The following is a 13689-nucleotide window of genomic DNA, read 5'->3' as shown; positions in this document are numbered from 1 at the left end:
TTTTATAAGCGTCTTTTGCTAACCCATGCCAAAGCCCCCAACTTACTCACTATAATCCAGCTCCTTCCCATACGTTTCTTCCATCGTAAGCAGCGACCAGACACCAAGTCCGAAGCAGACAATGGCGACTATAGCGGCTGACTGGATTACCCCCAGCGACGGTTTCATGGCCTGAAAAGCCGGAATGGTGAGCAACGTTGTAGCCCGAACATTATTGGCTACAGACGTTGTGGCCGTAGCTCGCAGGTTGGTACCGAAACTCTCGGCCGTGATGGTCAGGAACATAGCAATATAGCCGATACTAAAGCCCATCGCTACGCAGGTGGCGTAAAACACATTCGTTGAGCTAATGCCACCAAACAGATAGATCACCATAAACAAGAACGCCATGCCCATCATGAGCCCGATGGCTTTCTTTCGTGACTTAAGCCACTGACTTAACGGACCACTGAACAAGTCGCCAACAGCCATGCCGATGTACGTAAACATCACACAACGTCCCGGTTGGATGGCTTCTTCGATGCCTAACGCTTTCCCAAATTCATTTCCGAAGGTAGTTAGAATGCCGATAACCAGATAGGTTGGCAGAGCGATACCCATACACCGAAAATACCGTAAAACCTGATTTTTACCCCGAAACAAGGCCCAGAAGTTCCCTCTCGATACGCCTGTCTGCTGAGCACGCTTAAACATGCCTGATTCGAGAATACTCACCCGAAGTAGTAATAAGCCTAAGCCCAGTCCACCTCCAACAAAGTACGTTGTTCGCCAGTCGAACAGACTAACTGTGAAATAAGCAACTACGGCACCTAACAGTCCTACACCAGCCACTAATGATGACCCGTAGCCCCGCAGGCGTGGGGGTAAAATCTCACTGACGAGTGTAATACCTGCCCCCAGCTCACCCGCCAGACCCAATCCGGCCACAAACCGGAGCCAGGCGTAAACTTGGGGATCGTGGACAAAGCCGCAGAAAATGTTCGCTAGTGAGTAGGTAATGATGCTCCCAAACAGGACGGATAACCGCCCTCGTTTATCGCCCAGAATACCCCACAGAATGCCACCAGCCAGCAACCCTGTTTGCTGATAATTGATAATCTTACCGCCTATCAGCGAGATGTCGGCTTCGGATAAACCAAGATCTTTCAAACTAGGCACCCGAACGATATTGAAGAGCAACAGATCGTATACGTCCACAAAATAGCCGAGTGCAGCTACAATGACAGGGAGGGCAAATAGCGGGCGTAGTGAGGGAGAAGAGGAGGGGCTTGTCATGAGGTAAAATTAATAAACACAGAGGCACAAAGAACACAGAGATTTTAGTTGATTTCTCGGTATTCTTTGTGCCGTATCTACACGTTGTCGTGCTTGAAAACTACCAGAATCGAATGTAAAGCATTGAAACCAGCATCACAATAATAACAACCATTGCCAGATTGACCGGTGCCAGTTTGAACATGGAGGAGTCGATGGCCAGTCCTTTGGGGTTTATTTTTGGTCCGGCCAGACTAATAAGTATCATCAGACCGACGGTCAAAAAGAACGCCCAGCCCATCGCAACCAGGAACGGGATCTCGTACACGCCATCGCTGTTCAGAAATGCTGAGTACATGATCGTTTCTGGGCCAAATAGCCTAGGAGCGAAGTTGTTGAACAGAACCGCAAAACCAAAGCCCCCCAAAATCCCTGCAACAGCTGCGATACCAGTGGTACGTTTCCAGAAGAAACCCAGCAAAAACACTGCGAAAATGCCGGGACTGATGTAGCCGGTATATTTTTGAATGAACGTAAAGCCACCTTCGCCACCAATACCCAGCGCATCCTCCCAGGCAAGCGCGATGGATAGCGCTACCGCCACCAGAATAGTGGCTCGCCCGATCCAGAGCGAACGGGATTCGCTCGCGTTTTTGTTGATGTATTTCTGGTAAATATCGAGTGTGAAAATGGTCGAAATCGAGTTGGCTTTACCCGCCAGCGAAGCCACAATAGCGGCCGTCAGAGCAGCTACCGACAAGCCTTTCAGACCGGTTGGCAGGAACGTCAGTACTGCTGAGTACGCATTATCGCCCGATACAACCCCGTTGCGGAGCATTTCGCTCTGAAGTCCGCCATTCTTGTGAATCACATAAGCGGCAATGCCGGGCAGCATCACAATGATCGGCATGAAAATCTTGAGTAAGGCTGCGAAGAGAATACCGGTACGGGCCGTTTTGAGGTTGGCTCCCAGGGCACGCTGGGTAATGTACTGATTACAACCCCAGTAGTTAAGATTAACAACCCACATGCCACCAAGATACATAACGATACCCGGCAATGTTAGGTAACGTTTGATTTCGGGTTGGGACGCACCAATACCCGGCTTTTCGAAAATCATGTGGAAATGGTCGTCGGCATCTTTGATCATGGCACCCAGTCCTGAAATAATACCACCATCCAGCCCTAAGGTCAGGCTAACCTGTTGCAGGGCCAGGTAAGTAGTAACCAGACCACCAATGATAAGTACTAAAACCTGAATAACATCTGTATACCCAATGACATTCATACCTCCTAAAGTGATGAAAACGGCGAACAGACTCAGGCAAATAATGATGGTATGAAAACTGTCGCCCCCTACCAGGCTGCTGATGGCCAGCGCACCAAGGAATAAAATGGAAGTAAGGTTGACAAATACATACAAAAACAGCCAGAAAACGGCCATGATCAGGCTTACGGTTTCATTATAGCGCGTACTCAGGAATTGTGGCATCGTGTAGATGTGATTCTTGAGATAAATGGGAATGAACCACACCGCTACAATAATCAATGAGATAGCCGCCAGCCATTCATATACCGCAATAGCAACCCCGAAGCGGAAACCATCGCCCGACATACCAATGAACTGTTCGGCGGAGATATTAGAGGCAATTAGAGATGCCCCGATGGCCCACCAGGTCAACGACCCCTCGGCCAGAAAGAAATCTTTAGTGTCTTGTTTGGTTTTTTGATTTCGTCGGTAAATCCAGTAACCGTACGAAGAAACACCGATAAAGTAGAGGAAAAAGATAATGTAATCGGTTAAGGCAAGTTGGTTCATTGGAGCAGTACGAAAAATAGGTTTTGAAATCAGCCTGTAAAAAAGCAATTATTTCTTCAAATTGGCTTAGTATAGGCTAAAATCATTTAAAGATTGGCTAATCCAGTATTATTTTTTGCCCACGGGGCCGTCGGGAGGGCAGAGAATGAGCAGATAAGTACCTTACCTAAAGGAGTGTATGAAGTGAAGCGTATCATTAGTATTTTGACTGGCTGCACTTTGAGTGGTGAACCTATTCATCGATTCCTATGGACGACTATCAATCTCCCAAAGACCGTGCGTATACCGAAACGCTCATTAATTCAGCTAAAAAAGAGGCTGCGGCTTTTCTGAATCTCAAGTATACGGCCGAACGAAAAGATGGAGCAATTCCTGTTAAATATCGGGAACTGATGTCGGTAGCGGTGGCCCTGACCACGCAATGCGCCTATTGCATTGAAGCCCACATTGCCAATGCGGTTCAGGCAGGGGCCACTCGTGAAGAGATTGCCGAAACCGTCTTCATTGCGGCTGCGCTTCGGGCAGGTGGTGCGGTGGGCAATGGGCTGATGGCGATGCGGATGTTTGAGGAAGCCACTCAGCCAAATCCCTAAGCCTTCTGATGACGAAAATCTATTGAACTGCTTGTGTTTGCCGAAACTGCTGACTTTGTCGTACTTCGGTTCTTGTAGATGGGAGAGTAGCCAATTGGCTGAAATAACCCTTAGCCTTTTGACTATCACCTAGCGTTTGCGCGGCCAAACCGGCTCCGTGAAGAGCATTCAACCGTTTGGGGTGTTTTTGTAAATCCAGCTCGTAGGCGGTTAAGGCATCGGCGGGTTTACCAAGTTGTAACAGCATGTCGCCTAACAATTCGCGGGCGGGTAACACCTCTCCTGGTGTGACAGGGTGTTTTGGCATCTTGTCTTCCATGTCGGCTGCCTGTTGCATCAGTTGTAAGGCCTGTGCACTCTTTCCTTCTTTCAATTGAACCCAGGCTTCAGCGGCATGTATCTGAATCGCTACCTGATTGGCTTTGTAATCGTCTTTCATTTCGACTAAGCGTTGCTGAATCGCAACCAATTGATTCAGTTCCGCCTGGGCTGCCTGAAGATTGCCTATATGTGAGGCTCCTAGTGAGCGGGTAAAATGGATAATGGCTGCCTGCCACGGGAAGTTTTTCCAGGGAAAATCAACGGGCGTTACCTGTAGCGTGGCGGCTTCGGCCCACTGTTTGTTTTCCAGTACGTAACGGGCCGGGATAGCGGCAAACGCATAAGCTACTTTGAAATTGGCCGGATGGACTTCTGTCATCGTTTTCAGGTAATCCCATTGCTTTTTTGCCGAACTAGTGTCTCCTTTTTGTAGGTAGGCATAAACCAGATAGTCGAGGCCGTGGAGTTCTTCATCCCAATGCCCCTTTATCCTGGCGGCTTTTGCATAACATTGGGCTGCATTCACCGACGCTAGGTTTGATTGAATACATTCGTCCCAAAACCCCAATCGGGTAAAAATGTGCGAGGGCATATGCAATGCATGGGCCGATGAGGGTGCTACCGATGCGTATTTTCGGGCTGCTGGCAAACCTAGCTGGGCCAGTTCTGGATAATCATACGTATGAATCAGGTAATGAACAATACCCGGATGATTAGGCTGACCAGGGTAAAGGGCCTGTAAAATTTGCCCTGCTTTCTTTTGTTTCTGAAACGACTGGTCGTCGGGTTTAACGGCTGCATCGAGCGCCAAGGCATAAAAAATAGCAGCCTCTTTATCCTCAGAGTAATTCTTGTAAACCTTTTCCATGCCCTTTTCAAAATGAAGGCAGCGAGTTGGATGGTCGACCGTTTCCCAATTCTGATAGAAAGCACCGATAGCCTCCAGATAATCCGCTTCTCTGGCCGACGTTTCAAGAGATTTGGCGATCTGAATGGCTTTAGAACCTTTTTGGAGTTCGGCCTCGGTGGGAGGAGTCCAGAGCGGATGGAAGTTGGCCATAGCTATTCCCCAATAGCCCATCGCGCATTGTGGGTCCTGATCAATTACTTTGGCAAATGATTTCTCGGCTTCGTCGTATTCAAACGAATGCAACAGATTTATGGCCAGATCGAAATCTTTTTGAGTCGATGGACTACAGGACGTTTTGAATTCGGCAGAACCCAATTGCATCGTGGGCGCACCACACAAAATAAGCTGCCCTCTCTTTAGGTTCAGGTCATTAATCTGTTCGGTTGATGGAGCGTTCGATTTCTGCCTGCAGTCTTGAAGCAACGTAATGAAAATGAGCAGAAGTATGATCTTTTTCATGAAGAATATCAGTAAGAAGCGACCTGTCAATTCGTGGAATTTGATTTGACTTTACGATCAACCTACCGATTGAGACACATTCAATTCGTTGTATAACAAATCCCTTGTTCGATTTTCTGGGTTGATCCTGAACAAGTTAATAGGAGTTGCCTGTGGCGAACCGATCTTCTGAGGGAATGGTACAAAAGCCTCTTGAGAGGGAATGAAACTCTACGCAGTTCATTCCCTCTCAAGAGGCTTTTGTATTTATTGCTTAGCTGTTTGCCTGCTCTACTTTTTTCTGGATTGGTATTTTAGCAACATCACGCTCGCGTTCGGTTTGTTCTACATACACAGCATAGTCGGCGGGTTCTATTTTGATGCCGAAATGATTCGCGTAGGCTTGTGTGAACTCAGCACCGAAATACAGAATAGCTGCCGTGTAGTAAATCCAGGTCAGAATAACGATCAATGACCCAGCCGCTCCATAAGTTGAGCTGGTACTGGTGGTTTCGATGTATACCCCAATCAGATAACGCCCCAGCATGAAGAGAAGGGCAGTAAAAATAGCCCCACCCCGCACGTCTTTCCAGGCGATTTTGGCGTCGGGCAGAACCTTAAAAATAACGCCGAATAACACCGTAACGACACTCGTACTAATCAGAAAATTGAAGGCACTGATAACATATACACCCAGACCTGGCAGGTAACGGGTGAGTGTACTGCTCAAGGCTAACACAAGCCCGTTGATGATCAGTGAAACCAGCAACAGAAACCCCAGACTAACGACCAACGAAGACGATAATAGTCGATCTTTGAGAAGCTTGACCCAACCTTTTTTTGGTTTCGGTTTGACTCGCCAGATCAGGTTGACCGAATCCTGAATTTCGACGAAGATACTGGTAGCACCCATCACCAGCGTAACAATACCAATTGCCAGCGCGGTGCTGGTTTTACCAGACAATCCCACACTTTTAATCATGTCCTGAATTTGCTTGGCCGCTTCATTGCCCACCAGACCATTGATCTGGCCAAAGATCTGCCCCTGAATCGCTTCCTGTCCAAAAAAGATGCTGGTCAGCGAAATGACCAGTACCAGCAGAGGAGCCAGTGAAAAAATGGTGTAATAAGCCAGAGCGGCACTTAATTTCAAACACCGGTCGTCCATGAAGCCATTGAACGAATCGTGTAATACGGTCCAGGCATTGGAAAAGAAGCCCTGGTCTGTTTTGGTTTTCTTCTTGGTAGTTGCCATAGGTAGTGGTATTGAATCGGCGAAGAGTTTCCGGTAGAAGCGCGCCAGTAAATTTGTTAGGGAAGTCGTCATCGTAGGTATGCCAAACGCTGGCTGTTTAACGCTGATGATAGTTGCTGAGTCATTTCAGCTATAGGAATAACCCAAATAGAGAGTCGTTGTTACTAAAATCGCGCTTATCTGACGGTGAGGGAATTCTCGTACGGTTGCTCTCTGGCAAACATAAACGGTTGGTTTTAGGGAAAGTCCTATTTCCCATGTCCATTGCGGGACAAATTTTGTCCATTTACGGACAGTACCAAGCCACTTATACGCAGAAAATGGCCCTTTTTGTTCGATTTACCGCTATTCCGAAAGTTGGCCAGAGATTTGTACGATAAAATATAAACTAATCGGTAAGAGCCATGCGACGTACGTATTTAGGCGAGTTTGAAGAGGTTGTTCTGTTAATGGTGGCCATTCTGGATGGGGAAGGTTATGGTGTTACCGTTAGTCAGGCACTGGAGGAGCATACGGGCCGAATTGTAACATTTGGTACTGTCCATAACACGCTCATTCGCCTGGAGGAGAAAGGCTTCGTGACCTCGGAATTGGGCGGAGGTACCACAGAGCGGGGCGGACGGCGCAAGCGGTTGTTTCGGGTAACGGCTTTGGGGAGTAAGGCTCTTCAGGAGATTCAGCAGCTTCGTCAGGAGCTTTGGGGAATGATTCCACCTAAAATAGTACAGTTAAGTGGCCTATGAACTCGCCTGACAAAACCCCACCGCGTTGGGTGAACTGGCTTTTAACTACGCTTCACCCGCCTGAAACCCTGGAAGAAGTTGAGGGCGATCTGGATGAACTGTACACCTACTGGTATGATCGGGCAGGCCGAACGCAGGCTAGCCTACGCTATGTGCTGAATGTAGTATCGGTGTTGCCACCCTTTGTGCGACGACGAAGGCCTAGTAAACAACAAGATTATCGAACCACCTCAAACCTACACCCTGACATGATTCGTAATTATCTGAAAATTGCATTTCGCAACCTGAAACGACAAAAAGTCTCCACCAGTATTAATGTGATTGGGCTGGCCATCGGCTTGGCTACCTGCATCCTGATTATGCTGTACGTACAGGATGAATTATCCTACGACCGGTATAACGAGAAAGCGGACCGCATTTTCCGGGTCAACCTTAAATTGCAGTTGAACGGAAAAGACGTTGGCGGAACCAGTTTAGGACAGAATGCCGCCCGAGACTTGAAACAGGAGTTTCCTGAAGTGCTAAAAGCAACGCGTATTTGGGGCGGAAGTGATTTCGTCAGTTATGGAGCAACCGCCTTCCGTGAAGATAATCTGCTGTTTGCTGATTCCTCCTTCTTCGACGTATTCACGATTCCATTTCTTAAAGGGAATCCGAAGCGGGCACTAGCCGAGCCAAACACGGTGGTATTGACCGAAGAAACCGCCCGAAAATACTTTGGCAACAAGGACCCACTTGGGAAAGCCTTGTTATTTGGTAGCGACAAGAGGCCCTATCGCATTACAGGCGTGGTTCGGAATGTACCGGCGAATTCTCATTTTCAGTTCGATATGCTAGCTACGTTAGTTGGTCATGATCAAATTATAGATTGGCCGGGGTGGCTGTATAATATAAACTATCAGACCTATCTGCTGCTGCCCGAGCAGTACGATTATAAACAATTGGAAGCCAAAATTCCCCAACTCGCTGAAAAGCAGATGGGGAGCGAAATACAGAAATGGCTGAAAATTAGCCCGAAACAGTTTCGCGAGCGGGGGGATGATTTCGGGGTTTTTCTGCAACCACTCACCGATATTCACTTGTATTCCAGGAGCGAGTCAAGTTCAGGTGGAAATATCATGTACGTATACGTACTGATGGCCATTGCTGCCTTTATGTTGCTGATTGCGTGCGTGAATTTCATGAACCTGGCTACGGCTACAGCCGTTCGGCGTTCGCGGGAGGTAGGAGTGCGTAAAGTGCTTGGCTCGGTGAAAGGTCAATTGCAGCAACAGTTTCTGATTGAATCGGTTTTGCTGGCGATGGTGGCATTGATGGTTGGATTACTGCTGGTAGGTTTGGCGCTGCCGTTTTTTAATCAGTTGACGGGCAAGGCTCTTACCATGAGTTTATTGACCAACTCATCTGTAGCCGCTGGTTTAGTAGCGGGTACTGTGTTAGTGGGGCTGCTGGCCGGTAGTTACCCGGCTTTTTACCTGTCTTCCTTTAAGCCTGTTTTAGTATTGAAAGGACGGGCTACAGCCAGACGAGGAAGTTTTAACCTGCGAAGCGGTTTGGTGGTCTTTCAATTTTTTGTTACCATCTCACTAATCATCGCCACCGTTACGGCAGATCGGCAACTGCGTTACATGCAGGTGCAGAAAGTAGGTTTTGATCACGAACAAGTGCTGGTAATTCATGATACGCAAATGCTCGGAAACAACGAGACTGTATTTCGCGACAAGATCATCCAATCTCCGCAAGTCGTCATGGGGAGCATTTCAGGGCAAGTACCCGTTGGGCGGACAAACATGGATAACACCACCGTAAGGACTAAAGAAAACCCTGATCAGGGCGTTATGACCCGATTTTATTTCGTTGATCCTGAATACATTCCTACTCTGGGGATGCGTATGGTGCAGGGGCGTAATTTTTCAAAACGTTTCCCGACGGATGCCTCCGCTGTTATTCTGAATGAAACGGCTGTAAAAGCCTTGGGCTGGCAGAAGAACCCGATTGGAAGAGAGTTGATTGGCCATACGGATGATAATGGCGTAAATATAATGTACCGGGTTGTTGGTGTTGTAAGTGATTTCCATTTCGAATCCCTGCGACAGAAAATCGGGCCGTTGGCCATGTTTTTGGGAAGAAATTCAGGCAATATCCTTGTCAAAACCCGTACAGATAAACTTCCGGAGTTTCTCGCTTCCTTGAAGCAGCAATGGGAGTCATTTGCACCCACGGCTCCGTTTAGCTATTCGTTTCTAGATGATCGATTTGCAAAGGTTTATGTCAGCGAGCAAAAAATAGAACAGGTATTAACCCTCTTCTCAAGCCTGACCATTTTCATTGCCTGCTTAGGGTTATTCGGATTGGCCACCTACACGGCCGAGCAACGCACCAAGGAGATTGGTGTTCGGAAAGTGCTGGGCGCATCCGTCGGCAGTGTGGTGGCCTTACTTTCCAAAGACTTTCTCAAACTCATTCTGATTGCGCTGGTGATTGCTTCCCCTATTGCCTGGTGGGGCATGAATCAATGGCTAAAGGAGTTTGCCTATAAGGTTACGATCGACTGGTGGATTTTCGCGTTGGCCGGATTGCTGGCGATTGGAATTGCCTTGCTGACGGTGAGTTATCAGAGTATAAAAGCCGCGTTGGTGAATCCCGTGAAAAGCTTACGTAGCGAATGAGAGTAACCCATTTAAACTTTCTATAATCGAGAAATAATGAGTGCTTTTTTGTCATCCCGAGGAACGAGGGATCTTCGGATGAGGCCTATTTGATCACATCACCCGAAGATCCCTCATTCCTCGGGATGACAAAAAAGCCATCGAAATAAAAGTTTAAACAAGTTCAATAAATATAAATCAATGAAAATGAGAAAATCAGTTTTTGTTTTATTGGCTATTCTGTGTTGGCATATCAGTGTAGCCCAGATAAAGAAGCTATCTCTTTCCAGCGTAGACGAGTTTACGCCGGTTCATGTGGAGGTATCGACAGAAACGTATCTCGGGAAAGCTAGTGTTCGGTTGGTCGATCCAGGTAATAGCAACTTTTCGCAGGTAACCTATGCCAAAATCAAAAATCTACGCTTTCAGAACGGCACCATCGAGCTGGAACTGGCCGGTAAGCCACTCGCTACTGCCGGCGAGGGGGCACGAGGGTTTGTGGGCATCGCTTTCCGCGTTGCTGACGATGATTCCAAATTTGAATGTATCTACCTCCGGCCTACCAATGGTCGAGCTGAGGATCAGGTGCGCCGGAATCACTCGGTGCAGTATATTTCATACCCTGATTTCCCCTGGGAGAAAAGTCGAAAAGAAACACCAGAAAAGTATGAGTCGTATGTGGATCTGTTAGTGGGCGAATGGACAAAAGTAAAGATTGAGATTCAGGGAAATAAAGCCAGATTGTATGTGCACGGCGCTTCACAGCCATCCCTGATCGTCAATGATCTGAAACATGGTCCAGCACAGGAAGGAGCCATTGCTTTATGGATCGGTCCTGGAACCGACGCCCATTTTACGAACCTGGTAGTCACCCCTAATTAATAATTGCCAGATGCGACCCAATGCTAATCCGCCCCGCTGGGTACACTGGCTCCTCACCCAGCTTCATCCAGAAGAAACGCTGGAGGAAGTTGAAGGCGATCTGGATGAGCTATACGCCCACTGGTATCAGCGGGCGGGCCGCACACAGGCCAGTCTACGCTATGTGCTGAATGTACTATCGGTGTTGCCGCCGTTTGTACGACGACGAAAACGGAAGGAAAATTATTATCAGACAAGTTCTAGCCTCAACCCAACTATGCTGCGTAACTATATCAAAATCGCCTGGCGAAATCTGTGGAAACACAAGTTGTACGGGGGAATCAACATCTTCGGACTGGCGTTAGGCATGGCCTGTAGCCTGCTTATTGGTCTCTGGGTGAACGATGAATGGAGCTATAACCGCTTCTTGCCGGGTGCCGAAAACGTATATTTCGTTCGGCTCAATTCGACTTATAATGGCGAAATTTTCACGAATGATAACACGCCAGGTCCGCTGGCTGCGACTATTCAGAAAGACATACCGGAAGTCCAGTACGTTACCAAGTTCGCCAGCTGGCCGAATCAGTTGGTAAAAGTCGGTGAAAAGGCCGCTAAAGAAGTAGGGTATTACGCTACCAGCGGTTTTTTTGATGTATTTCAGCTACCAGCACTAGCGGGCGATCCGCGAACGGCATTAGCCAATCCAAACCAGATTGTTATTTCGCGAAAAATGGCTGAAGCTTATTTTTCAGCTAGTCCTGGAAGCTACAAACAGGCGCTGGGCAAACAACTTCAGCTCGACAACACCCGTTATTATACGGTTGGGGCTGTCGTCGAAAATATCCCGACCAACTCAACACTACGTTTCGACTGGGTGGCCAATTTCAGTCTATTCGAGCAGCCCTGGATGAGAGAATGGGGCAACAACGCGTTCCGAACCTACGTTCGTCTTCAGGCCAATACCTCAACCGACAAGGCCGAGCACACTATGCGGGGGCTTTACGCCCGGTATACCCAGTTCGACATACCCATTGCGCTAGCCCTGCAACCGATCGCCGACGTTTACCTCTACGGGATCTTCCAGAATGGAAAGGCTGTGAGCGGGCGAATCGAGTATGTACGCATTTTCTCTGTTGTGGCGCTGTTCATCCTGCTGATTGCCTGCGTCAATTTTATGAATTTATCGACGGCTCGTTCGGTCTTGCGAGCCAAAGAAATTGGCGTTCGAAAAGTAGTGGGCGCGTTACGTCGATCACTGCTTGGCCAGTTTCTGAGTGAATCCCTCTTGACAAGTTTACTCGCGGTTGTGCTGGCGTTGGGCATTGTATGGCTATTTCTGCCAATCTTTAACTCAATCTTCGATAAGCAGATTACACTCACCTTTACTGATCCATTGCTTTGGCTAAGCCTACTGGCGTTGGTCTTGGTAACAGGTGTGATCGCAGGTAGTTATCCCGCTTTTTATCTGTCGTCACTCGTACCAATTCGGATGCTGAAAGGAGCCAGTTCGGCGGTGCAGCAGCGGTTTGGTTCTGGTTCAGTATTGTTTCGACAAGGATTGGTTGTGTTTCAGTTTGCGCTATCCATCTTTCTGATTGTGGCAATGTTGTCGGTTAGTAAGCAACTGAACTACGTCCGAACGAAGTCGCTTGGTATCGATCGGGAAAATGTAGTGGCTATTCCGCTCGAAGGCGAATTGCTATTTAATCGGAAAGAAGCTTTTCGGCAGGCATTATCGCGAAGCCCGTTGGTGGCATCGGTGGCAGCTACCAACGAATTACCTGTCAACATTCTATCGACATCAAGCACCGTAAACTGGCCCGGTCGCGCCCCGAATTTCCATCCCGAAATCTCTGGGAATTATGTCGGCCCGGATTTTCTGAAAACCATGAACATCAGGCTACTGACCGGCCGCGAATTTGGTACAAACGGTTCGGCCGATTCGTCAAGTTACATCGTCAACGAAGCGGCTGCTAAACTCATGGGCATGAAAAACCCAATTGGGAAGGAAATTGAGTTCTGGCATGGCAAAGGCCCGATCATAGGCTTAATCAGTGATTTTCATATCCAGTCGCTTCATCAACCAATTGCACCACTCATTCTGGCGTTCGATGATAAGAATGCCAGCTATTTTCTGGTTAAGTTACGGGCTGGGCAAACAACGCAGGCGCTTGCTGACATCAAACGAATCACGGCAGAGTTCAACCCGAATTATCCTTTTGCTTATCAGTTTATCGACGAAGTGTATGGACGGCTCTATCAGAGCGAACAACAGCTCAGTGCACTCATTAATTACTTTGGCATTCTGGCCGTTGTTATCTCCTGTCTTGGCTTATTTGGGTTGGCTACGTTCACAGCCGAGCAACGTACCAAAGAAATTGGCGTGCGTAAAGTATTGGGGGCCACCGTCGCAAGCCTTGTTACATTGCTCTCGCAGGACTTCCTAAAACTGGTGATCATTGCCATTGTCATTGCCAGTCCATTGGCCTGGTGGGTTACGAATCAATGGCTTCAGAATTTTGCCTATAAAACAGATATCTCCTGGTGGATTTTCGCGCTGGCCGGATTGCTGGCGATTGGGATTGCCTTGCTGACAGTGAGTTATCAGAGTATCAAGGCGGCTTTGATGAATCCAGTTAAAAGCTTACGGAGTGAATAGAAGCCTGATGAATTGATGCCCTAAAAAGAAAGCCAGACGACGTAAAGTCACCTGGCTTTTGTTTCGCTCAATAGATGGTTATTTTTTCAATCAGGTACCTTTCACAGTATCCCCATTTATCAGCGAATTACGAGTACATAACTAGCGCCACGAAGAATTGTTTTCGAAGCCGCGACTATTTTTCACTT

General features: G+C 47.8%; 9 protein-coding genes. 5 read left to right on the top strand and 4 right to left on the bottom strand.

Annotated elements, in window-relative coordinates:
- Positions 1–42 precede the first annotated feature (42 nt).
- Positions 43–1275, bottom strand: coding sequence for an MFS transporter (locus ACYVGR_RS36595; RefSeq protein ID WP_460965721.1), 1233 nt, complete (start codon positions 1273–1275; stop codon positions 43–45).
- Between the two features lie 100 nt (positions 1276–1375).
- Positions 1376–3073, bottom strand: coding sequence for a sodium:solute symporter family transporter (locus ACYVGR_RS36590; RefSeq protein ID WP_460965720.1), 1698 nt, complete (start codon positions 3071–3073; stop codon positions 1376–1378).
- A 248-nt stretch (positions 3074–3321) separates the two neighbouring features.
- On the opposite strand from ACYVGR_RS36590, the gene ACYVGR_RS36585 reads away from it, so the two are divergent.
- The gene (locus ACYVGR_RS36585; protein ID WP_460965718.1) at positions 3322–3666 is read left to right on the top strand and encodes a carboxymuconolactone decarboxylase family protein; all 345 of its coding nucleotides are present in this window, start codon (positions 3322–3324) and stop codon (positions 3664–3666) included.
- 19 nt (positions 3667–3685) lie between these two features.
- Here the strand turns inward: ACYVGR_RS36585 and ACYVGR_RS36580 are convergent, their stop codons facing one another.
- Together ACYVGR_RS36580 and ACYVGR_RS36575 are read right to left on the bottom strand one after the other, a co-directional pair.
- Positions 3686–5356 (bottom strand): tetratricopeptide repeat protein, encoded by a 1671-nt coding sequence (locus ACYVGR_RS36580; protein WP_460965717.1) that lies wholly within the window; start codon positions 5354–5356, stop codon positions 3686–3688.
- A 253-nt stretch (positions 5357–5609) separates the two neighbouring features.
- Positions 5610–6590, bottom strand: a complete 981-nt coding sequence (locus ACYVGR_RS36575) for a YihY/virulence factor BrkB family protein (protein ID WP_460965715.1) — start codon at positions 6588–6590, stop codon at positions 5610–5612.
- A 404-nt stretch (positions 6591–6994) separates the two neighbouring features.
- On the opposite strand from ACYVGR_RS36575, the gene ACYVGR_RS36570 reads away from it, so the two are divergent.
- The 4 genes from ACYVGR_RS36570 to ACYVGR_RS36555 all read left to right on the top strand — a co-directional run bounded on the left by ACYVGR_RS36570 (position 6995) and on the right by ACYVGR_RS36555 (position 13501).
- Positions 6995–7333, top strand: a complete 339-nt coding sequence (locus ACYVGR_RS36570) for a PadR family transcriptional regulator (protein ID WP_460965713.1) — start codon at positions 6995–6997, stop codon at positions 7331–7333.
- Positions 7330–10002 carry an ABC transporter permease gene (locus ACYVGR_RS36565; RefSeq protein WP_460965711.1) on the top strand — a complete coding sequence of 891 codons (2673 nt, stop codon included), beginning with the start codon at positions 7330–7332 and terminating at the stop codon, positions 10000–10002. The genes ACYVGR_RS36570 and ACYVGR_RS36565 overlap by 4 nt, the downstream gene beginning before the upstream one ends.
- A 186-nt stretch (positions 10003–10188) precedes the next feature.
- Positions 10189–10863: a hypothetical protein gene (locus tag ACYVGR_RS36560; RefSeq protein ID WP_460965709.1), complete on the top strand. Its 675-nt coding sequence runs from the start codon at positions 10189–10191 to the stop codon at positions 10861–10863.
- 10 nt (positions 10864–10873) lie between these two features.
- Positions 10874–13501: an ABC transporter permease gene (locus tag ACYVGR_RS36555; protein WP_460965707.1), complete on the top strand. Its 2628-nt coding sequence runs from the start codon at positions 10874–10876 to the stop codon at positions 13499–13501.
- Positions 13502–13689: the final 188 nt, after the last annotated feature.

It is taken from the genome of Spirosoma litoris (assembly GCF_054776755.1).
The sequence above is the reverse complement of the archived record's forward strand: the minus strand, read 5'-3'. Positions and strand labels throughout refer to the sequence as shown.

Bases quoted from the DNA above. Each gene is read 5' to 3' on its own strand.
- ACYVGR_RS36595 (WP_460965721.1), bottom strand. From the start codon at position 1,275: ATGACAAGCCCCTCCTCTTCTCCCTCACTACGCCCGCTATTTGCCCTC.
- ACYVGR_RS36590 (WP_460965720.1), bottom strand. From the start codon at position 3,073: ATGAACCAACTTGCCTTAACCGATTACATTATCTTTTTCCTCTACTTT.
- ACYVGR_RS36585 (WP_460965718.1), top strand. From the start codon at position 3,322: ATGGACGACTATCAATCTCCCAAAGACCGTGCGTATACCGAAACGCTC.
- ACYVGR_RS36580 (WP_460965717.1), bottom strand. From the start codon at position 5,356: ATGAAAAAGATCATACTTCTGCTCATTTTCATTACGTTGCTTCAAGAC.
- ACYVGR_RS36575 (WP_460965715.1), bottom strand. From the start codon at position 6,590: ATGGCAACTACCAAGAAGAAAACCAAAACAGACCAGGGCTTCTTTTCC.
- ACYVGR_RS36570 (WP_460965713.1), top strand. From the start codon at position 6,995: ATGCGACGTACGTATTTAGGCGAGTTTGAAGAGGTTGTTCTGTTAATG.
- ACYVGR_RS36565 (WP_460965711.1), top strand. From the start codon at position 7,330: ATGAACTCGCCTGACAAAACCCCACCGCGTTGGGTGAACTGGCTTTTA.
- ACYVGR_RS36560 (WP_460965709.1), top strand. From the start codon at position 10,189: ATGAGAAAATCAGTTTTTGTTTTATTGGCTATTCTGTGTTGGCATATC.
- ACYVGR_RS36555 (WP_460965707.1), top strand. From the start codon at position 10,874: ATGCGACCCAATGCTAATCCGCCCCGCTGGGTACACTGGCTCCTCACC.